Origin of the sequence: Streptomyces sp. NPDC001714, from assembly GCF_042892755.1 — a bacterium.
Lineage (GTDB): Bacteria > Actinomycetota > Actinomycetes > Streptomycetales > Streptomycetaceae > Streptomyces.
Genome location: NZ_JBIAUL010000006.1, coordinates 534,478 through 554,721, shown reverse-complemented (window position 1 = coordinate 554,721; position 20,244 = coordinate 534,478). Strand labels below are relative to the sequence as shown.

Annotated in this window: 19 protein-coding genes; 8 read left to right on the top strand and 11 right to left on the bottom strand. The window is 71.8% G+C overall.

What is annotated here, in order from left to right:
* Window positions 1-6: 6 nt before the first annotated feature.
* The 3 genes from ACFY0P_RS19360 to ACFY0P_RS19350 all read right to left on the bottom strand — a co-directional run bounded on the left by ACFY0P_RS19360 (window position 7) and on the right by ACFY0P_RS19350 (window position 2,205).
* Complete coding sequence (locus ACFY0P_RS19360; protein ID WP_388914071.1) at window positions 7-255, bottom strand: chaplin; 249 nt, start codon at window positions 253-255, stop codon at window positions 7-9.
* A gap of 170 nt (window positions 256-425) precedes the next feature.
* Window positions 426-1,067, bottom strand: a complete 642-nt coding sequence (locus ACFY0P_RS19355) for a response regulator transcription factor (RefSeq protein WP_351705757.1) — start codon at window positions 1,065-1,067, stop codon at window positions 426-428.
* On the bottom strand, window positions 1,060-2,205 hold the full coding sequence (locus tag ACFY0P_RS19350; RefSeq protein ID WP_388914068.1) for a GAF domain-containing sensor histidine kinase: 1,146 nt from the start codon (window positions 2,203-2,205) through the stop codon (window positions 1,060-1,062). The genes ACFY0P_RS19355 and ACFY0P_RS19350 overlap by 8 nt, the downstream gene beginning before the upstream one ends.
* A 226-nt stretch (window positions 2,206-2,431) precedes the next feature.
* On the opposite strand from ACFY0P_RS19350, the gene ACFY0P_RS19345 reads away from it, so the two are divergent.
* The 3 genes from ACFY0P_RS19345 to ACFY0P_RS19335 all read left to right on the top strand — a co-directional run bounded on the left by ACFY0P_RS19345 (window position 2,432) and on the right by ACFY0P_RS19335 (window position 5,325).
* The gene (locus tag ACFY0P_RS19345) at window positions 2,432-3,127 is read left to right on the top strand and encodes an SDR family NAD(P)-dependent oxidoreductase (RefSeq protein WP_388914065.1); all 696 of its coding nucleotides are present in this window, start codon (window positions 2,432-2,434) and stop codon (window positions 3,125-3,127) included.
* Window positions 3,124-4,269 (top strand): S-adenosylmethionine:tRNA ribosyltransferase-isomerase, encoded by a 1,146-nt coding sequence (locus tag ACFY0P_RS19340; protein WP_388914062.1) that lies wholly within the window; start codon window positions 3,124-3,126, stop codon window positions 4,267-4,269. The genes ACFY0P_RS19345 and ACFY0P_RS19340 overlap by 4 nt, the downstream gene beginning before the upstream one ends.
* A gap of 234 nt (window positions 4,270-4,503) precedes the next feature.
* The gene (locus ACFY0P_RS19335) at window positions 4,504-5,325 is read left to right on the top strand and encodes a transglycosylase SLT domain-containing protein (RefSeq protein WP_388914059.1); all 822 of its coding nucleotides are present in this window, start codon (window positions 4,504-4,506) and stop codon (window positions 5,323-5,325) included.
* Window positions 5,326-5,420: 95 nt separating this feature from the next.
* Here the strand turns inward: ACFY0P_RS19335 and ACFY0P_RS19330 are convergent, their stop codons facing one another.
* Window positions 5,421-7,952 (bottom strand): FHA domain-containing protein, encoded by a 2,532-nt coding sequence (locus ACFY0P_RS19330; RefSeq protein ID WP_388914056.1) that lies wholly within the window; start codon window positions 7,950-7,952, stop codon window positions 5,421-5,423.
* Window positions 7,953-8,184: 232 nt separating this feature from the next.
* On the opposite strand from ACFY0P_RS19330, the gene ACFY0P_RS19325 reads away from it, so the two are divergent.
* Window positions 8,185-10,212, top strand: coding sequence for a streptophobe family protein (locus ACFY0P_RS19325; protein WP_388914053.1), 2,028 nt, complete (start codon window positions 8,185-8,187; stop codon window positions 10,210-10,212).
* Between the two features lie 235 nt (window positions 10,213-10,447).
* A complete protein-coding gene (serB, locus tag ACFY0P_RS19320) occupies window positions 10,448-11,656 on the top strand; it encodes a phosphoserine phosphatase SerB (protein ID WP_388914050.1) in 1,209 nt (402 codons plus the stop codon).
* Between the two features lie 89 nt (window positions 11,657-11,745).
* Here the strand turns inward: serB and ACFY0P_RS19315 are convergent, their stop codons facing one another.
* From ACFY0P_RS19315 to ACFY0P_RS19300, 4 genes are all read right to left on the bottom strand, one after another.
* A complete protein-coding gene (locus tag ACFY0P_RS19315; protein WP_388914048.1) occupies window positions 11,746-12,264 on the bottom strand; it encodes a SixA phosphatase family protein in 519 nt (172 codons plus the stop codon).
* 90 nt (window positions 12,265-12,354) lie between these two features.
* On the bottom strand, window positions 12,355-12,561 hold the full coding sequence (locus tag ACFY0P_RS19310; RefSeq protein WP_388914045.1) for a hypothetical protein: 207 nt from the start codon (window positions 12,559-12,561) through the stop codon (window positions 12,355-12,357).
* 176 nt (window positions 12,562-12,737) lie between these two features.
* A complete protein-coding gene (locus tag ACFY0P_RS19305) occupies window positions 12,738-12,854 on the bottom strand; it encodes an SGM_5486 family transporter-associated protein (RefSeq protein ID WP_089107830.1) in 117 nt (38 codons plus the stop codon).
* 110 nt (window positions 12,855-12,964) lie between these two features.
* Window positions 12,965-14,293: a CynX/NimT family MFS transporter gene (locus ACFY0P_RS19300; RefSeq protein ID WP_388914042.1), complete on the bottom strand. Its 1,329-nt coding sequence runs from the start codon at window positions 14,291-14,293 to the stop codon at window positions 12,965-12,967.
* 79 nt (window positions 14,294-14,372) lie between these two features.
* Between ACFY0P_RS19300 and ACFY0P_RS19295 the strand changes: the two genes are divergently transcribed.
* On the top strand, window positions 14,373-15,065 hold the full coding sequence (locus tag ACFY0P_RS19295; RefSeq protein WP_388914039.1) for a FadR/GntR family transcriptional regulator: 693 nt from the start codon (window positions 14,373-14,375) through the stop codon (window positions 15,063-15,065).
* Here ACFY0P_RS19295 and ACFY0P_RS19290 read toward each other — a convergent pair.
* The 3 genes from ACFY0P_RS19290 to fabG all read right to left on the bottom strand — a co-directional run bounded on the left by ACFY0P_RS19290 (window position 15,043) and on the right by fabG (window position 17,059).
* Window positions 15,043-15,393: a hypothetical protein gene (locus tag ACFY0P_RS19290; RefSeq protein WP_388914036.1), complete on the bottom strand. Its 351-nt coding sequence runs from the start codon at window positions 15,391-15,393 to the stop codon at window positions 15,043-15,045. The genes ACFY0P_RS19295 and ACFY0P_RS19290 overlap by 23 nt on opposite strands.
* Before the next feature lie 173 nt (window positions 15,394-15,566).
* The gene (fabI, locus tag ACFY0P_RS19285) at window positions 15,567-16,334 is read right to left on the bottom strand and encodes an enoyl-ACP reductase FabI (RefSeq protein WP_046727988.1); all 768 of its coding nucleotides are present in this window, start codon (window positions 16,332-16,334) and stop codon (window positions 15,567-15,569) included.
* Window positions 16,335-16,339: 5 nt separating this feature from the next.
* Window positions 16,340-17,059 carry a 3-oxoacyl-[acyl-carrier-protein] reductase gene (fabG, locus tag ACFY0P_RS19280; protein WP_388914033.1) on the bottom strand — a complete coding sequence of 240 codons (720 nt, stop codon included), beginning with the start codon at window positions 17,057-17,059 and terminating at the stop codon, window positions 16,340-16,342.
* A 236-nt stretch (window positions 17,060-17,295) separates the two neighbouring features.
* Between fabG and ACFY0P_RS19275 the strand changes: the two genes are divergently transcribed.
* Window positions 17,296-18,819, top strand: coding sequence for a TldD/PmbA family protein (locus tag ACFY0P_RS19275; protein ID WP_388914031.1), 1,524 nt, complete (start codon window positions 17,296-17,298; stop codon window positions 18,817-18,819).
* Window positions 18,816-20,210: a metallopeptidase TldD-related protein gene (locus ACFY0P_RS19270; RefSeq protein WP_388914028.1), complete on the top strand. Its 1,395-nt coding sequence runs from the start codon at window positions 18,816-18,818 to the stop codon at window positions 20,208-20,210. The genes ACFY0P_RS19275 and ACFY0P_RS19270 overlap by 4 nt, the downstream gene beginning before the upstream one ends.
* The last annotated feature ends 34 nt before the right edge of the window (window positions 20,211-20,244 follow it).

The window sequence follows — 20,244 nt, the reverse complement described above, 5'->3', positions numbered from 1 at the left end:
GCGGTGTCAGTGGTTGAGGCAGGTGTTGCCGAACGCGGGGTTCAGTACGCCGATGACGTTCACGCTGTTGCCGCACACGTTGACCGGGACGTCCACCGGGACCTGGATGACGTTGCCCGAGACGACGCCCGGAGAACCGTGGGCCGCGCCGACCGCGGCGGCACCGCCGGTGTGGGCGGAGGCCATGCCCGCACCGGCGGCGACGATCCCGCCGGCCACCATCGTCACGGCCGCTGCCTTCTTCAGGTTCTTCACTTCTTGAGCCCTCCTTGGCGATCGCCACGGCGGTCGCCGCGGCACGCACTGAAGAACGGCGGCGGCCGGCGGAGGATGCGCCGTCCGGGTGACATTCCCACGACGGTATGAATCTCAGCCCGTAGGACGACCCTTCAGGTTGCCGGCGGTGAAGCGTTGCGGAGGGCGTTTCAGCCGGTCACGCCATGGCGAACGGCCCACAGGGCGGCCTGGGTCCGGTCCGCGAGGTCGAGTTTCATCAGGATGTTCGAGACGTGCGTCTTGACGGTCTTCTCGGAGAGCACCAGGGCGCGCGCTATCTCGCGGTTGGAGCGGCCGTCGGCGATCAGCCCGAGCACCTCGCGCTCCCGCTCGGTGAGTGAACCTCCCCTGCCCTGGCCGGAGTTGGCCTCCTCCTGGGAGAGCAGGGCGCCGGCCACCTCGGGCTGGAGCAGGACGTGCCCGGCGTGCACCGAGCGGATGGCGGTGGCGAGCGCGTCGGGATCGACGTCCTTGTAGACGTACCCGGCGGCGCCCGCGCGCAGGGCCGGGACCACCGTGCGCTGTTCGGTGAAGCTGGTGACGATCAGCACGCGCGCGGGGTTGTCGAGTTCGCGGAGCCTGCGCAGCGCCGCCACGCCGTCCAGGCCGGGCATCTTGACGTCCATGAGGACGACGTCGGGGGTCAGCTCCTGGGCGCGCTCGACCCCTTCGGCGCCGTCGGCGGCCTCGCCGACGACCTCGATGTCGTCCTGGACCTCCAGGAAGGTGCGCAGGCCGCGCCGGACGACCTGGTGGTCGTCGACCAGCAGCACCCGGATTGCGTCAGCCACCGGGGACCTCCATCTCGATCGTGGTGCCCTTGCCGGGCGCCGATTCCACGGTCAGCGTGCCGCCGACGCCGCTCGCCCGGTCCCGCATGGAGACCAGGCCGAGGTGGCGCCCGGCGCGCCGGGTGAGGTGCGGGTCGAAGCCGCTGCCGTCGTCGGTGACCCGCAGGACGGCTCCGCCGCCGCGCCGGTTCACCGTCACGTCGACATGCTCGGCCCCGGAGTGCCGCAGGGCGTTGTGCAGGGCCTCCTGGGCGACCCGGAGCAGGGCCTCCTCCTGGGCGGCGGGCAGGGCCCGGAAGCCGCTCGCGGCGAAGGTCACGCGCGCGGTGTGGGCGCGGTCGAGGACCTGGACCTGGGTGCGCAGGGTGGCGAGCAGGCCGTCCTCGTCGAGGGCGGCGGGGCGCAGTTCGACGACGGCCGCCCGCAGTTCGTCGATGGCCTCGGCGGCGAGCACGGCTACCTGCTGCAGCTCGCCCTTGGCGCGGGAGGGGTCGCGGTCGACCAGGGCGGCGGCGGCCTGGGCGGTCAGGCGCAGCGAGAAGAGCTTCTGGCTCACCGCGTCGTGCAGTTCGTGGGCGAGCCGGGAGCGTTCCTCGGCGATGGTCAGTTCGCGGCTGCGCTCGTAGAGGCGGGCGTTGGTGAGGGCGATGGCCGCGTGCTGGGCGAGGATGGAGAGCAGTTCCTCGTCCTCGGCGGTGAAGCCGCAGCCGCCCTCCGGCTTCCCACAGTTCTTGTTGGCCAGGAACAGCGCGCCGATCACCTCGTCGCCGTCCCGGATCGGCAGGCCCAGGAAGTCGGACATCTCGGGATGGGCGGAGGGCCAGCCCTCGAAGCGGGGGTCCGTGCGCACGTCGGCCAGCCGCTCGACCTTCGCCTCCCGCAGCATCGCCGCGAGGATGCCGTGCTGGCGCGGGAGCGGGCCGATGGCCTTCCACTGGGCGTCGGTGACGCCGTCGACGACGAACTGGGCGAACCCGCCGTGGTCGTCCGGCACCCCCAGCGCGGCGTACTGGGCGTCGAGCAGCTCACGGGCGGAGGCGACGATCGTCTTGAGGACGTCGCGCACCTCCAGATGCCTGCTCATGGCCAGCAGCGCGGAGCTGACCGCCGCCAGACCGGACCGGGGACCTTGACTCATGTCCTCACGGTACCGGTGGGCTCCGACAGCGCGGATCGGGCCGACGGCGGCAGCGCCTGGGCCGGTGGCCGTAGGCCTGGGGACCTAGGGCTCGGGGCCCGGACCTGCGGCTTAGTCCGAAGGGCCCCGCCCGGTTGCGGCCCGCGTCCGAGGCGGCCGGGGTGGTCCGGTTCCTACGTTGGGTTCACCGCCGACGCGGGCGGACGGAGCCGAGGGGACGGTTGTCATGCCGGTAGCGATCATCACGGGGGCCTCGAAGGGGCTGGGGCGGGCGCTGGCGGAGGCGCTGGCCACGCGCGGCTGGGATCTGGTGCTGGACGCCAGGGGGGCCGCGGTACTGAAGGAGACGGCCGAGGCCGTCGCGGGGCACGGGACGCGGGTGGCGGCACTGCCCGGTGATGTCACGGATGCCGCGCACCGGGCCGACCTGGTGGCCGCCGCGCGGGAGCTGGGCGGGGTGGACCTGCTGGTGAGCAACGCCAGCGCGCTGGGGGCCGAGCCGCTGGTGCGCCTGGGCGAGCTGCCCCTGGCGGGGCTGCGCCGGGCGCTGGAGGTGAACGTGGTGGCGGCGCTGGGCCTGGTCCAGGAGGCGCTGCCGCTGCTGCGGGAGTCGGCGGCGGGTGCGGTGGTCGCGGTCAGCTCGGACGCGGGCGCCGAGGCGTACGAGACCTGGGGCGGCTACGGCGCCTCGAAGGCGGCCCTGGACCAGCTGGCGGCCGTGCTCGGCGTGGAGGAGCCGGGGCTGCGGGTGTGGGCGGTGGATCCCGGGGACATGGCGACCGGCCTGTACGCGGCGGCCGTCCCGGACGACGACGATCCGCGGCCGGCGCCGGTGAGTGTCGTACCGGCCTTCCTGCGGCTGCTGGACGAGCGGCCGGCGAGCGGGCGGTACGGGGCGCCGGCCCTGGTGGAGGGGCGATGACGACGGTGGTGCGGGTGCCCGAGGAGCTGTCCGCGCGGGTGCCGGCCGAGCAGCGCGGGCCGGGTCTTGAGCGGGACGCCGTACGGCTGCTGGTGTCGCGCGGGACGGCGGTGTCGCATCACGCCTTCGCCGAGCTGCCGGGCCTGCTGCGGGCCGGGGACCTGCTGGTGGTGAACACCTCGCCGACGCTGGCGGCCGCCGTGGACGGGAGGGTCGGTTACGCGCGCGTGGTGGTGCACTTCTCCACGCGCGGGGACGACGGGCGGTGGGCGGTCGAGCTTCGGGAGCCGGACGGGAACGGCACGACCCGCGCGCGTGCGGGCACCCGCGCGGGTACTGGGGTGCGACTGCCCGGAGGCGGGCGGCTGGTGCTGGAGGAGCCGCTGAGCGAACGGGGCGAGCGGCTGTGGTGGGCGCGGGCCTCGGCGGACGTGCGCGGGGTGCTGCGGGAGCACGGGCGGCCCATCCGTTACTCCTATACGGAGCGGGACCAGCCGTTGTCCGTCTATCAGACGGTGTTCGCGCTGCCGTCGGCGGACGGGGCGGGGAGCGCGGAGATGCCGAGTGCGGCGCGGCCCTTCACCGCGCGGCTGGTGGTGGAGCTGGTGAGCCGGGGGGTGCAGTTCGCGCCGGTCACGCTGCATACCGGGGTGTCGTCGGCGGAGGCGCACGAGCCGCCGTACGCGGAACGTTTCACCGTGCCGGAGGCGTCGGCGCGGCTGATCAACGACGTGAGGGCCGGAGGAGGCCGCGTCGTCGCCGTCGGGACGACCGCCGTGCGGGCGGTGGAGTCGGCCGCCGGTGCCGACGGGGCGGTGCGGGCGGCCGAGGGGTGGACGGAGCTCGTCGTGACGCCGGAGCGCGGGGTGCGGGTGGTGGACGGGCTGCTGACCGGGCTGCACGAGCCGGAGGCCTCGCATCTGCTGATGCTGGAGGCGGTCGCGGGGCGGGCGGCTGTGGACCGCAGTTACGAGGAGGCGTTGCGCGGGCTCTACCTGTGGCACGAGTTCGGGGACGTGCACCTCATCCTCCCGGAGGAGGATGCCTCACGCAGAGCGTTGCGCCAGCAACTCCAGGTGAGATTCATGCGCGGCCGATGTGAGGCCGCACATAGGGCGCACATCACGTACGAACGGACATAGGAGATATACGGTCACGGCGCGAACGGGGCAGACGTTCTAGTCTGTCCCGATTTGCACCTCCGGGCTCCACTATCGAGGTTCGTACGTCACACCTTTGCCAGGGCATTTTGCGGCCGCTAAGAATGGCTGCCGTCGCTCAGCACCGCGGTTTCCTCCCGGTGCTCGTGCAGGAGGAGCCGGTCTCCCCCGCGGACAACGAGCGACCTCCGCGCTATCCGAAGAGGTCTCCACCGCATGCCCAAGCACGCCCACAGTCCCACGCTGACCAAGCACCACAAGATCGCGCTCGCCGGCGTCGCCACGCTCGGCGCCGCCGCCCTCGCCTTCTCGGCCGTGCCCAGCAGCGCCGAGACGATCGCGTCCGGTACCCCCCAGACCGCCGCCAAGGCGGCCTACGGCACCGCGCAGATCAAGGGCGTCACGGGCAAGGTCACGGACCAGCTGGCGCTGCAGAGCGTCAAGGTCGAGGCCATCGCCGCCAAGAAGAAGGCCTCCGCCCACCAGCTGCACGTGGCTCACGTGAAGAAGGTCCACGCGGCCCACGTCGCGCACGTCAAGAAGGCCCACGCGGACCACGTGAGGAAGCTGCACACGGCTCACGTGAAGCACGTCCACGCGGCCCACGTGAAGCACGTCGCCGCCGCCAAGAAGGCCGCCGCCAAGCGCGCCGCCCAGCAGGCCGCGAGCCGGTCCGCGCAGCGCCCGCAGATCCAGCAGGTCGCCGCGAAGACCTACGCCAACAACCTCGACGGCTGGATCCGCCAGGCCCTCGACATCATGAACGCCAAGGGCATCCCGGGCTCCTACAGCGGCCTGCACCGCAACATCATGCGGGAGTCCTCCGGCAACCCGAACGCCATCAACAACTGGGACATCAACGCCATCAACGGCATCCCCTCCAAGGGCCTGCTGCAGGTGATCCCGCCGACCTTCGCGACGTACCACGTCTCCGGCACGTCCTGGAACATCTACGACCCGGTCGCCAACATCACCGCCGCCGCCAACTACGCGGCGCACCGCTACGGCTCGATCGACAACGTCAACAGCGCGTACTGAGGCCGGCGCGGACCTCTGCACGCACACGCCGAAGGGCGGCACCCCATTTGCGGGTGCCGCCCTTCGGCGTCGTACGGCGTCAGAGACCGCGCGTGCTACTTCCGCATGACCTCGGGCTCGTGGCGGCGCAGGAAGCGGGCCACGAGGAAGGCACAGACCACGCCGAGGACGACCAGGGCGATCATGTCCAGGGTCCAGGCGCCGGCGGTGTGCGCCCACAGCGGGTCGTCGGGCTTGCCCTTGCCGGGCGGGGCGATCCTGTTGAAGTCCAGGGTGGCGCCCGCGGCGGCGACCGCCCAGCGCGACGGCATCAGGTACGAGAACTGGTTGACGCCGACCGTGCCGTTCAGGGCGAACAGGCAGCCGGTGAAGACGACCTGGATGATCGCGAACATGACCAGCAGCGGCATGGTCTTCTCGGACGTCTTCACCAGGGCCGACATGACCAGGCCGAACATCATCGAGGTGAAGCCCAGCGCCATGACCGGCACGCAGAGCTCCAGGAGCGTGAGGTGGCCGAAGACCACGCCCTCCGCCGGGATCTTCCGGCTGGCGAAGCCGATGACGCCAACCAGCAGGCCCTGCAGGATCGTGACGATGCCGAGCACGAAGACCTTGGACATCAGGTACGCGGAACGGGACAGGCCGGTCGCGCGCTCCCGCTCGTAGATGACCCGTTCCTTGATCAGCTCACGGACGGAGTTCGCGGCGCCGGCGAAGCAGGCACCGACCGCCAGGATCAGCAGGACTGTGGTGGCCGTGCCGTTCGGAACGGGCTGCTGGGTCGCCGGATTGATCTCCGTGTTGACCAGCAGGTCCTTCCCCGAGTCGATCAGCAGGCTCACCGAGCCGAGGACGAGCGGCAGGATCACCGTCAGAAGCAGGAAGCCCCTGTCGGAGGCGATCACCGACACGTATCGCCGCACCAGCGTGCCGAACTGCGACATCCAGCCCTGCGGCTTGCGCGGCTTCATCGCCTGCATCGGCGGCATCTGTACGGACTGCGGGGCGATCGCGTCGATGTCCGCGGCGTACATCTGGTAGTGCTGCGAGCCCTTCCAGCGGCCCGCCCAGTCGTAGTCGCGGTAGTTCTCGAAGGCGGAGAAGACGTCGGCCCAGGTGTCGTAGCCGAAGAAGTTCAGCGCCTCCTCCGGCGGCCCGAAGTAGGCGACCGCGCCGCCCGGCGCCATCACCAGGAGCTTGTCGCACAGCGCCAGCTCGGCCACCGAGTGGGTGACGACGAGGACCGTGCGGCCGTCGTCCGCGAGGCCGCGCAGCAGCTGCATGACATCGCGGTCCATGCCCGGGTCCAGGCCCGAGGTGGGCTCGTCGAGAAAGATCAGCGACGGCTTGGTGAGCAGCTCCAGGGCCACCGACACGCGCTTGCGCTGGCCGCCGGAGAGGGAGGTGACCTTCTTCTCCTTGTGGACGTCGAGCTTCAGCTCGCGCAGCACCTCGTCGATGCGGGCCTCGCGCTCCTCCCCCGTGGTGTCGGCGGGAAAGCGCAGCTTGGCCGCGTACTTGAGGGCCTTCTTGACCGTCAGCTCCTTGTGCAGGATGTCGTCCTGCGGGACCAGACCGATGCGCTGGCGCAGCTCGGCGAACTGCTTGTACAGGTTGCGGTTGTCGTACAGCACCTCGCCCTCGTTGGCGGGGCGGTAGCCGGTGAGCGCCTTGAGCAGGGTCGACTTGCCGGATCCCGACGGGCCGATGACCGCGATCACGGACTTCTCCGGGACACCGAAGGAGACGTCCTTGAGGATCTGCTTGCCGCCGTCGACCGTGACGGTCAGGTGACGTGCGGAGAAGGAGACTTCACCGGTGTCGACGAACTCCTCGAGGCGGTCGCCGACGATCCGGAAGGTGGAGTGGCCGACGCCCACGATGTCGTTCGCGTCGAGCAGCGCGCTGCCGCCCTTGGCGATCGGCATACCGTTGACGTACGTGCCGTTGTGCGAGCCGAGGTCGCGGATCTCCATGCGGCCGTCGGGCGTGGAGTGGAACTCGGCGTGGTGGCGCGATACCTGCAGGTCGGAGACGACCAGCTCGTTGTCCAGGGCGCGGCCGATGCGCATCACTCGGCCGATGGAGAACTGGTGGAAGGTGGTCGGGCTGCGGTCGCCGTAGACCGGCGGCGCCCCCGCGCCACCACCGGAGGCCATGGCCGGGGCGCTCTGCTGCTGCGGGATCGCGGGCGGGGCCTGCTGCCAGCTCTGTTGCGGAGCCCGCGGCTGCGGAGCGGGCGGCTGGGACCAGCCCGCGCCGCCCGCGCCCTGCGCCGCGAACGGCTGCTGCTGGGGCTGCGGTCGGGCGACGGCGGCCGCGGCGCCGGAGAGGCTCAGGCGCGGTCCGTCGTTCGCGTTGCCGAGATGGACGGCCGAGCCCGGGCCGATCTCCGACCGCTGGACCCGGCTGCTCTGCACGAAGGTGCCGTTGGTACTGCCGTGGTCCTCGATGACCCAACTACGGCCGTCGAAGCTGATCGTGGCGTGCCGCCAGGAGACCCTGGCGTCGTCGAACACGATGTCCCCCTGCGGATCGCGTCCGAGGGTGTATGACCTGGACGGATCGAGCGTCCAGGTGCGTCCGTTTGATTCCAGTACGAGTTCCGGCACTCCAAGCCCCATGAGTAGTCCCCCGAGTTACCCCCATCACAGGGAGTCTAGGGATGTCGAACATCGTCGGGAACTATTTCAGGCTCGGCCCTCTGACCGAAATCCGGGCCTTGTGGAGGCCTCGGACGAGCGCTTCAACTCTTTCCGTTGACGGGGTTGAAACCGGGCCGGAGAGTGGTAATTCACGCGAGGGGGACAAGCACGACGGAGTGGTCCGTGGCTGCTGCGGATCGGGGGGGCTGCCATGAGTGCTGGTGTGTCTGGTACGGGAGTCGAGCACGGGAGGCACGGCGGGCGGCTGCCGTGGGCCGACATCCTGCTGTCCTCGACAGCCGCCGTGAGCTGGGCGTTGATCGGTATGGCGGGTACGGCGGCCCTGGGCCTGCATCTGCTGCGGGCCGATGCGGCGGGTTCGCTGGGCCCGATGACCGCGGCCGTTGTGGCTCTCGGGGCGGGTGGTTCGGTCACCCCGGACGGAGATCTGTCCGCTTTCGGTCTGAAGGGTGCGCAGGCCACGACGGCCATCGAGATCACGCCACTGGGGGTGAGCCTGGTCGGTGCGCTCCTTTTGTCGTGGTTCTTCTTACGGTCCCTGCGCACGGCCGGAGTTGTGATCTCCCCGGCCGAACTGCTGGCCCGCGCGGGCTCGGTGGTGGTGCTGTTCGTGGCGATGCTGGGCGGACTGGCGTGGGCGGGTCACTCCGTCGTGACGATCGACGGCGGCGCGCTCGGCCTGGACAGGCTGCCGGGGGGCGGGAGCGGCGGCGGCGGGCTGAAGATCCCCGGCATCGGTGACATCGGCGGGCTGCTGCCGGACCGCCTCGGCGACCTCGTGCACGCGAAGGCGGCGGTCGGCTTCAGCGTGGACACGGCGGCGACCCTGCTCGGCGGCCTCGGCTGGTCGGTGGGCATCCTGCTGATCGCCCTGCTGGCCTCGCGCCGGACTCCGCTGCCACCCGGCTGGGCGGCGGTGCACCGGGTGGTACGCCCGGCGGCCTCGGCGCTGGTGACGGTGCTGCTGGTGGCCGTGGCGGCCGGCTGGGCGGCGGCGGCCTACGCGGCGATCGGCGACCCGCATCCGGCCCGGATCCTGGGTGCGGCCCTGCTCGGCGCCCCGAACGGCGTCTGGCTCGGCATCCCGATCGGGCTATTCGTCCCCTTCGACGGCAGGGCCACCGGCGTCCTGACCATGTTCCTGCCGCACCCCCTGGACGAGTTCCTGAACTCGAAGTCCGACCGGTCGGTGACGCTGGGCCATCTGGCCGGCCTGGACGGACGGGTGTGGCTGCTGGGGGTGGCGGCGGCCCTGCTCATGCTGCTGGCCGGGGTGTTCACGGCGGTCCGGACACCGGTGGGGCGGCCGGCGGGGCGTCCCGTGGAGCGGAGGACCGACGCGGCCGGGACAGCAGGCACCGGCGAGCCGGAGTCCCGGTCGGGCGCGCTCGGCTTCGCCGGGCGGTGCGCCGTGCGGCTGGGGATCGCCACCGCGCTCGCGCTGCCGCTGCTCGCCTGGCTGGCGGACGTGTCGGTGGACGCCTCGCTGTCGGTGCTGGGCTTCGACGCGTTCGGGGCGGGAATCCAACTGCACGGGCAGCTGGGCACGGCACTGCTGCTCGGAGCGGTCTGGGGTGCGGCGGCGGGGGCCGCGGGAGCGCTGCTGGCCTGGGTGACCGGGGCGGCGGGGGCACGGGCGGCTCCGCTGGCACTGGGTGACGGCGGGGCGGGCGGCGGGCCTGCTCATCAGGGGGCCTGGGCTCCGGGACGGGACGGCGGCGAGGCGGCGGGGCCTTACCTGCCGGGGACTCCGTACCGTCCGCCGAATCCGAACACCAACCCCTATCTCCGGGTGCCGGAGGAACTGCGGGAGCCCGGGGGCGGCCGAGGAGCTCGGTCCGGTGGAGTGCAGGGGGCGGGGGCGGCACCGCCGGGCGGTCCCGCCGTCCCAGGCCGTCGTCCGACAGGCGCTCCGCCCCCGGCGGACGACCGCCGGCGGGCACCGGAGGAAGGTCGGGCGGGCGGCGTCCCCTCCGACGTGCCTCCGCCCGGCTCGGGTGATGTGTACGGCGCTCCCACCATGGCGCGGCCTCTCGATCCACCGCCCCGCTCCTCGCAGCCCCGACCGGGCGCGCGGCGGCCGGACGGGTCCCAGAGCGGCCCGAGCGCCGGGCCCCCACCGCCGCCACCGCCTCCTCCACCGCCTCCACCGCCTCCACCGCCTCCTCCGCCGCCTCCACCGCCTCCTCCGCCGCCGCCCAGGCGGCCCCCCAGGTGAGGCCGGGCGCCGGGCCGGGAAGCGGCGGCCGCGCGGGGCCGTGCCTGTCCTGGCGCTGAACCATGCGTGAAGACGCGGCGGCGTGCGCCCCGGTCCCGGCCATGGACATCGCACGCACGTTCGCTCGTAGGGCGGAGGCAAGGCGTCCGACACCGGCCCGACACCTATTGTTCCGTGTCCGTCAGGCGGACCACCTGCGCCGCAGGCACTGCGTGCCGGTTACCTTGGTTACACCATGAGCGATGCGCAGACCTCCGAGGTCCCCACTCTCCTCGTCAAGATTTTCGGCAAGGACAGGCCGGGCATCACGGCCGGCCTCTTCGACACACTTGCCGCCTACATGGTCGACGTGGTCGACATCGAGCAGGTCGTCACCCGGGGCCGCCTGGTGCTGTGCGCGCTCGTGACCCAGCCCCCGGCGGGTCTTGAGGGCGACCTCAGGGCGACCGTGCACAGCTGGGCCGAGTCGATGAAGATGCAGGCGGAGATCATCTCCGGGCGCGGCGACAACCGCCCGCGTGGCCTCGGCCGTTCCCTGGTCACCGTCCTCGGCCACCCCCTGACCGCCGAGTCGACGGCCGCGATCGCCGCCCGGATCGCCAAGACCGGCGGCAACATCGACCGTATCTTCCGGCTCGCCAAGTACCCGGTGACCGCGGTCGAGTTCGCGGTGTCGGGCGTGGAGACCGAGCCGCTGCGCACCGCCCTGGCCTCCGACGCGGCCGAGCTCGGCGTGGACATCGCGGTGGTGTCGGCGGGCCTGCACCGGCGGGCCCAGCGGCTGGTCGTCATGGACGTGGACTCGACGCTCATCCAGGACGAGGTGATCGAACTGTTCGCCGCGCACGCCGGCTGCGAGGACCAGGTCGCCGAGGTGACGGCGGCCGCGATGCGTGGTGAGCTGGACTTCGAGCAGTCGCTGCACGCGCGCGTGGCGCTGCTGAAGGGGCTGGACGAGTCGGTCGTGCAGAAGGTGCGCGCCGAGGTGCGGCTGACGCCTGGCGCGCGGACCCTGATCCGCACGCTGAAGCGGCTCGGCTACCAAGTCGGCGTCGTCTCGGGCGGTTTCACCCAGGTCACCGATGATCTCAAGGAGCGGCTGGGGCTGGACTTCGCCCAGGCCAACACGCTGGAGATCGTCGACGGGAAGCTGACCGGCCGGGTGACCGGCGAGATCGTGGACCGGGCGGGCAAGGCGCGGCTGCTGCGCCGGTTCGCCGCCGAGGCGGGCGTACCGCTGGTGCAGACGGTGGCCGTCGGTGACGGGGCCAACGACCTCGACATGCTGAACGCGGCCGGTCTCGGTGTCGCCTTCAACGCCAAGCCGGTGGTCCGCGAGGCCGCGCACACGGCGGTGAACTTCCCGTTCCTGGACACGGTCCTGTATCTGCTGGGCGTCACCCGCGAAGAGGTCGAGGCGGCGGACACGCACGACGAGAGCTGAGCCGTCCGGCCGATCCGGATCGAGGGCCCGGCACCGTGGAGATCGGTGCCGGGCCCTCGTCGTACCACGTCAGTGGTGGTGCGGTGGTCTCATTCGGAGGGTGCCCAGTAGTCCACGAGCGTGGCCACGCCGGGTTCCAGGGCCTTCCAGGAGCCCTCGTGCGTCAGGACGGCGAAGGCGGCGGCGGGAAAGCCCCGCCGGTCCATCCGCTCACGGGCGTCGGCCTCGGCGGTGCCGGCGAGTATCTCGGCCACGCCGTGCACGCCGGGGTTGTGGCCGATGAGGATCACGGTCTGTACGTCGTCGGGCACCTCGTTGAGCACGGCGATCAGCTCGCCCGGCGAGGCCTCGTACACCCGCTCCTCATAGACGGTTTTCGGCCGGTGCGCGAGCTCATGGACGGCGAGCTTCCAGGTCTCCCGGGTTCGCACGGAGGTGGAGCACAGTGCCAGATCGAAGGTGATGCCGCTGTCCGCCAGCTTGCGTCCGGCGACGGCGGCGTCCATTCGGCCCCGCTCAGCGAGCGGTCGCTCGTGGTCGGTCACCTGTGGCCAGTCGGCTTTCGCATGGCGGAAGAAGACAATCCTGCGGGATTCTGCGACGCTCATGGCACCCAGCTTCGCATGAAACAGGCCATCGGGCGCAGGGAGTTGACATGCGGCTTCGCCCGGTCCGCGGGTGCCGAGCCCCCGGATGCGCTAGCGGGTGACGATCTGCTGGACGCGCTCGAAGAGGTGGGTGACGGCGGGGTCGCTGGTGGCCGCGTGGGCGTCCGCCGGGTTCAGTATCAGGATCAGCAGGGCGACGAAGGCGAGCGCGGGAAGAGCGAGCGCCCACCAGGGGAGCCGGATGTCGACGCTGCCCGGGGTCGCCGGGCGGGACCGGGTGTGCGTGGGGGCCGGCATGGTCGCCTCCGTGGGTCTCCGGGGTCCGTGGCCGCCCTCGCGGCCACACCTCGAAACTACGGAATCCGCGGTCGCCGCCCCATCCGGCGATCCACCCACTTCACCCTGACCCTCACCCCCTAGGGGATGGTGGGGCCAGCCCCACCACCGGCCGCGGGGGCGGTGGCCGGCTGTGGTCAGGGTGACGCGAGGGTCGCGATGACGGCGATGACGATGAAGATGGCGAAGAACGAGCCGAAGACGATCAGCATCTTCTTCTGACCGTTCTGGGGGTTCGGGTCGAGCACTGGCATGGGGTCAGTCTGGCACTCCCGGGAGGGGACGGACCGCGCGGGGTGGCCGCGACACGGGCCAACCTGCTTCGCGGGGGGGGTGACGGGGAGCCGACCGGGCCGGTGCGACGTCAGGCGGTCGCGGCCGCCTCGTCCTCCACGACACGGTCGCGGCCCGCCAGGACGCCGACGGCCATCTGCGGGACCATCAGGCCGACCATGAGGGCGATCGGCAGTCCCCAGCCGCCGCTGTGCTGGTAGAGCACGCCCACCAGCAGCGGACCGGGGATGGAGATCAGGTATCCGGTGCTCTGGGCGAAGGCGGAGAGCTGGGCGACGCCCGCGCCGGTCCTGGCCCGCATCCCGACCATGGTGAGGGCCAGCGGGAAGGCACAGTTCGAGATGCCGAGCAGTACGGCCCAGGCCCAGGCGCCGCCGGCGGGCGCGAGGTACAGGCCGGCGTATCCGGCGAGGCCGCAGACGCCGAGCGCGATCACGATGGGGCCCTGGTGCGGCAGCCGGGTGGCCACGCGCGGGATGACGAAGGCCAGCGGTACGCCCATCACCATCGTGACGGCCAGCAGCAGCCCGGCCGTGCTCGCGGAGACACCCGCGTCCCGGAAGATCTGCGCCATCCAGCCCATCGTGATGTAGGCGGCGGTGGCCTGGAGCCCGAAGAAAACCGCGAGCGCCCAGGCGGTACGGCTGCGGGTGATCCGCAGGGCGGGCGGCTGCCGCTCCGCACGGGCGCGTGCCTCGGCCTCGGGGGCCGGCGCCGTCCCCCGGTCCCTTACCAGCGGAACCCACGGCAGTACCGCGACCGCCGCGAGCCCGCCCCAGACGGCCAGCCCGGTCTGCCAGCCGCCGCCGAGGGCGTCGGTCAGGGGCACGGTCACCGCGGCGGCCACCGAGGTGCCGGCGGCGAGGGCCATCGAGTACAGGCCGGTCATGGAGCCGACCCGGTCGGGGAACCAGCGCTTGACGATGACCGGCATCAGCACGTTGCTGACCGCGATCCCCATGAGCGCGAGCGCGCTGCCGGCCAGGAACCCGCCGGTGCTCCCGGCATACGGCCGTATCAGCAGGCCGGCCGTGACGGCCGCCATACCCGCGCAGACCACGGTCGCCGGGCCGAAGCGGCGGGCGAGGCGGGGGGCCATGACGCCGAAGACGGCGAAGCAGAACGGGGGCACGGAGGTGAGCAGTCCGGCCACGCTGCCGCTCATGCCGAGGCCGTCGCGGACCTCCTCCAGGAGCGCGCCGAGGCTGGTGATGGCGGGCCGGAGGTTGACGGCGGACAGCACGATGCCGACGACGACCAGCCGTGTCGTCCACGCGCGCGTGGCGGTCGCGGGGCGGCCGCCGGATGCCGTCGCGCGTACCGTCCCGGCCGTCCCGGCCGTCTCGGAGGTCTGAGAGCTCGTCGTGCCGATTTCCTTGCCTACCATGAGGCCCATCATAGAATCATAGGATGATTGATTGTCCATCCCCGGGCGGGCCCGGCCGCTCCCGCCGGGCCCTCGCGTGCGAAGGTGTGTCATGCCTCTGAGTCATCCGCGCCGCTCGGCGCTGTCCGAGCAGGTCATCGCCGCGTTGCGGAACCAGATCACCTCGGGCGAGTGGCCGGTGGGCTCGCGCATCCCCACCGAGCCGGAGCTGGTCGAGCAGCTCGGGGTGGCCCGCAACACCGTCCGGGAGGCCGTCCGGGCGCTGGCGCACAACGGCCTGCTGGACATCCGCCAGGGCTCGGGGACGTACGTGGCGGCGACCAGTGAGCTGGCCGGCGTCATGCACCGCCGGTTCGCCGAGGCCGACCCCCGGCACATCGCCGAGCTGCGCTCCACCCTGGAGTCGTCGGCCGCCCGGCTGGCCGCGGTGCGCCGCACCGAGAAGGACCTCAGGCAGCTCGACGCCCTTCTGGCGCGCCGCGAGCAGGCCTGGCGGTCCGGCGACGCGGAGGCCTTCGTGACGGCGGACGCGACCCTGCACCTGGCCGTGGTGGCCGCCTCGCACAACGACGTGCTGACGGCGATGTACGCCGACCTGGGCGAGGTGCTGCGGGACTGGCTGCGCGCGGACGTCGGCGCCGAGCTGACGCCGCAGTCGTACATGGACCACACCCGGCTCGTCGAGGCGATCCGCGCGGGCGACGCGGACGCGGCGGCGAAGGAGGCGGCGAGCTATCCGTTCCAGTGCCGTCCGGACCGGTTCAGCCCACCTTCTGGTGACTGATCCACACCGCGCGGACGTCCTTCCAGCAGCGGCCGGAGAGCCGTACGGTCATCGCCGGGCCGGTGTCGACCGGGGAGCCGTCGGTGTCGATGTCCCACCACTGGGCGCACTCGATGTGCAGCCGGACCCGGTCCGTGTCGACGTAGGGGTTGTGGCAGTAGGCCACCACGTGGGAGCCGCGCACGGCGGTCCGGCACGACGCCCCGAACAACTGCGGGGCCGGCTTGTGTCCGCTCGGCACGCGTGCGTGGGACTCTGCGTCGCAGGGCAGCGACACCACGAGGGCGAGGGCCAGGGTCACCGGGGCCAGGCTGCGGGAAAGGCGCACAAGGGGACCTCCTCGGCCGGGCTGGGGAGGGACATCGCGCGGTGCACGCGCGTCCAGGGCGCGCCGCCGCGTCTCCAGGGTGCGCCGCCCGTCGGGTGATCACCCGGCCGGTGGGCCGAACGGGTGAGGCCCGCACCCCTCGCGGGATGCGGGCCTCGAAGAGTCCGTGCGGGTCAGGCACCGATGGCGTGCAGGCCGCCGTCCACGTGGATGATCTCGCCGGTGGTCTTCGGGAACCAGTCGCTCAGCAGGGCGACGATGCCCTTGCCGGCCGGCTCCGGGTCCTTGAGGTCCCACTCCAGCGGCGAGCGGTGGTCCCAGACGGCGGCCAGGTCGCTGAAGCCCGGGATGGACTTGGCGGCCATGGAACCGATGGGGCCGGCGGAGATGAGGTTGCAGCGGATGTTCTGCTTGCCCAGGTCGCGCGCGATGTAGCGGCTGGTGGCCTCCAGGGCGGCCTTGGCCGGGCCCATCCAGTCGTACTGCGGCCAGGCGTACTGGGCGTCGAAGGTGAGGCCGACGACCGAGCCGCCGTTCTGCATCAGCGGCAGGCAGGCCATGGTCAGCGACTTCAGGGAGTACGCCGAGACGTGCATGGCGGTGGCGACAGACTCGAACGGCGTGTTGAGGAAGTTGCCGCCGAGCGCGTCCTGCGGGGCGAAGCCGATGGAGTGGACGACGCCGTCGAGGCCGCCGAGCTCCTCGCCGACGAGGTCGGCAAGGCGGCCGAGGTGCTCGTCGTTGGTGACGTCCAGCTCGATGACCTTGGTGGGCTTCGGCAGCTTCTTGGCGATGCGCTCGGTCAGCGTGGGCCGCGGGAACGCGGTGAGGATGATCTCGGCACCCTGCTCCTGGGCCAGCTTGGCCGCGTGGAAGGCGATGGAGGACTCCATCAGCACACCCGTGATCAGGATGCGCTTGCCCTCGAGGATTCCACTCATGGTGATCAGTGACCCATTCCCAGTCCGCCGTCAACGGGGATGACGGCTCCAGTGATGTACGAGGCGTCGTCCGAGGCGAGGAACCGCACCGTCGCGGCGACCTCCTCGGGCTCCGCGTACCGGCCGAGCGGCACCTGCGACACGATGGTGGCGCGCTGCTCGTCGGTGAGCACCTTGGTCATGTCGGTGTCGACGAAGCCGGGCGCGACGACGTTGAAGGTGATGTTGCGCGAGCCCAGCTCACGGGCGAGGGAGCGCGCGAAGCCGACCAGGGCGGCCTTGGAGGCGGCGTAGTTGGCCTGGCCGGGGCCGCCGTAGAGGCCGACGACCGACGAGATGAGGACGACACGGCCCTTCTTGGCGCGCAGCATGCCGCGGTTGGCCCGCTTGACCACCCGGAAGGTGCCGGTGAGGTTGGTGTCGACGACCGAGGTGAAGTCCTCCTCGGACATCCGCATCAGGAGCGTGTCCTTGGTGATGCCGGCGTTGGCGATCAGGACCTCGACCGGGCCGTGCGCGTCCTCGATCTCCTTGTAGGCCTGCTCCACCTGCTCGGAGTCGGTGATGTCGCACTTGACGGCCAGGACGCCCAGTTCCTTGAGGACGGCCGGCGGCTCACCGGAGCGGTACGTGATGGCAACCTTGTCGCCGTTGTCGGCGAAAGCACGGGCGATGGCGAGGCCGATGCCCCGGTTGCCTCCAGTGACGAGAACCGAGCGGCTCAACGGATCACCCTTTCGTTCGGTCTGACCACCCGCCCGAACAGCTGGCACGACAGGCGGCTTCATCGAAAACCTATCGGTCCCGCCATCGCCGCGGGCAAGCGGGCACCGACAGTGGCTCGGGAGTGTCGCTGTCGGATCCCTACAGAAAGGCCCGACGCCGGGCCGAAACCTGTGGTCCGTGGGCCCGCGGGCGCGACATGATCGGACGGACAGGCCACGACAGCAGGGAGACCTCCGTGCCTCATTCCATCGACGAAGCCTTCACGGCGCTTCCGCTACGGGCCCTGGCCGACGCCGCGCTGGCACGCGCGCGTGCGCTGGGGGCCGAGCACGCGGACTTCCGGTTCGAGCGGGTGCGCAGCGCGTCCTGGCGGCTGCGGGACGCCAAGCCCGCCGGATCGTCGGACACCACCGACCTCGGGTACGCGGTCCGGGTCGTGCACGGCGGTACCTGGGGCTTCGCGTCCGGGGTGGATCTGACCCTGGACGCCGCCGCCAAGGTCGCCTCCCAGGCGGTGGCGATGGCGAAGCTCTCGGCACAGGTCATCAAGGCCGCGGGATCCGACGAGCGGGTGGAGCTGGCCGCCGAGCCGGTGCACGCGGAGAAGACGTGGATCTCGTCGTACGAGATCGATCCGTTCACCGTGCCGGACGAGGAGAAGTCGGCGCTGCTCGCGGAGTGGAGCGCGCGGCTGCTGGCGGCGAACGGCGTCAACCACGTCGACGCCTCGCTGCTCACCGTGCACGAGAACAAGTTCTACGCGGACACCGCCGGGACCGTGACGACCCAGCAGCGGGTGCGGCTGCATCCGCAGCTGACGGCCGTGTCGGTCGACGAGACCAGCGGAGAGTTCGACTCGATGCGGACCATCGCGCCGCCGGTCGGCCGCGGCTGGGAGTACCTCACCGGAACCGGCTGGGACTGGGACACCGAGCTGGAGCAGATCCCGCAGCTGCTGGCCGAGAAGATGCGGGCGCCGAGCGTCGAGGCGGGGCTGTACGACCTGGTGGTCGATCCCTCCAACCTGTGGCTGACCATCCACGAGTCCATCGGCCACGCCACCGAGCTGGACCGCGCGCTCGGCTACGAGGCCGCCTACGCCGGCACCTCCTTCGCCACCTTCGACCAGCTCGGCAAGCTGAAGTACGGCTCCGAGCTGATGAACGTCACCGGCGACCGCACCGCCGAGCACGGCCTGGCGACCGTCGGGTACGACGACGAGGGCGTCGCGGCCCAGTCCTGGGACCTGGTCAAGGACGGCACGCTCGTCGGCTACCAGCTGGACCGCAGGATCGCGCGGCTGACCGGCTTCGACCGCTCCAACGGATGCGCGTACGCGGACTCCCCCGGACACGTCCCCGTACAGCGCATGGCCAACGTGTCCCTGCAGCCGGACCCCGGCGGGCTGGCGACGGAGGACCTGATCGGCGGGGTCGACCGCGGGATCTACGTGGTCGGCGACCGCTCCTGGTCGATCGACATGCAGAGGTACAACTTCCAGTTCACCGGACAGCGGTTCTTCAAGATCGAGAACGGCCGGATCACCGGGCAGCTGAGGGATGTCGCCTACCAGGCGACGACCACCGACTTCTGGGGCTCCATGGCGGCCGTCGGCGGCCCCCAGACCTACGTCCTCGGCGGCGCCTTCAACTGCGGCAAGGCCCAGCCGGGACAGGTCGCCGCGGTGTCGCACGGCTGCCCCTCGGCCCTCTTCAAGGGCGTCAACATCCTCAACACCACGCAGGAGGCCGGTCGATGAGTGCCCGTAACAACAAGCCGCACGAGATCGTCGAGCGCGCTCTGGAACTGTCGCGGGCCGACGGCTGCTTGGTCATCGCCGACGAGCACTCCACCGCCAACCTGCGCTGGGCCGGCAACGCGCTCACCACCAACGGCGTCACGCGCGGCCGTTCGCTCACCGTCGTCGCCACCGTGGACGGCAAGGAGGGCACGGCCTCGGGTGTCGTCTCCCGGTCGGCCGTCACCGCCGACGACCTGGAGCCGCTGGTGCGGGCCGCCGAGGCCGCCGCGCGCGGTGCCGGGCCGGCCGAGGACGCCCAGCCGCTGGTCACCGGCGTACCGGAGGCGCCGGACTTCACGGACGCGCCCGCCGAGACCTCCTCCGCCGTGTTCGCCGACTTCGCCCCGGCGCTCGGCGAGGCCTTCGCACGCGCGCGTGCCGGCGGTCGCGAGCTGTACGGCTTCGCCAACCACGAGCTGGTGTCGACGTACGTGGGCACCTCGACCGGACTGCGCCTCAGGCACGACCAGCCCACCGGCACGCTGGAACTCAACGCCAAGTCACCCGACCGCACGCGCTCCGCGTGGGCCGGACGCTCCACGCGGGACTTCAAGGACGTCGACCCCGGCGCGCTCGACGCCGAGCTCGCGGTACGGCTCGGCTGGGCCGAGCGGCGCGTGGACCTCCCGGCCGGCCGGTACGAGACGCTGCTGCCGCCGACCGCCGTCGCCGACCTGCTGATCTACCAGCTGTGGTCGGCGTCCGGGCGGGACGCGGCCGAGGGCCGGACGGTGTTCTCCAAGCCGGGTGGCGGTACCTGCGTCGGCGAGAAGCTGACCGATCTGCCGCTGACCCTGCGCAGCGACCCGAACGAGCCGGGTCTGGAGTCCGCGCCGTTCGTCGTCGCGCACTCCTCCGGCGGCGACCAGTCGGTCTTCGACAACGGGCTGCCCATCGGCGCCACCGAGTGGGTGTCGGAGGGCGTGCTGAAGCACCTGACGACCACCCGGCACACCTCGGGCCTCACCGGACTGCCGACCGCTCCGGCGGGCGGGAACCTGATCCTCGACGGCGGCGGGGACCACTCCCTGGACGAGATGGTCGCGGCCACCAAGCGCGGGCTGCTGCTGACCTGCCTCTGGTACATCCGCGAGGTCGACCCGGCGACGCTGCTGCTCACGGGCCTGACCCGGGACGGCGTCTACCTGGTGGAGAACGGCCAGGTCACCGGGCAGGTGAACAACTTCCGGTTCAACGAGTCGCCGGTGGACCTGCTGGGGCGGGCGACCGAGGCCGGGCGCACGGAAAAGACGCTGCCGAGAGAGTGGAGCGACTGGTTCACTAGGGCTGCGATGCCCGCGCTGCGCGTGCCCGACTTCAATATGAGCTCTGTCAGTCAGGGCGTATAACCTCGTAGCCGGTGGTCGCACGACTGCCCGAAGA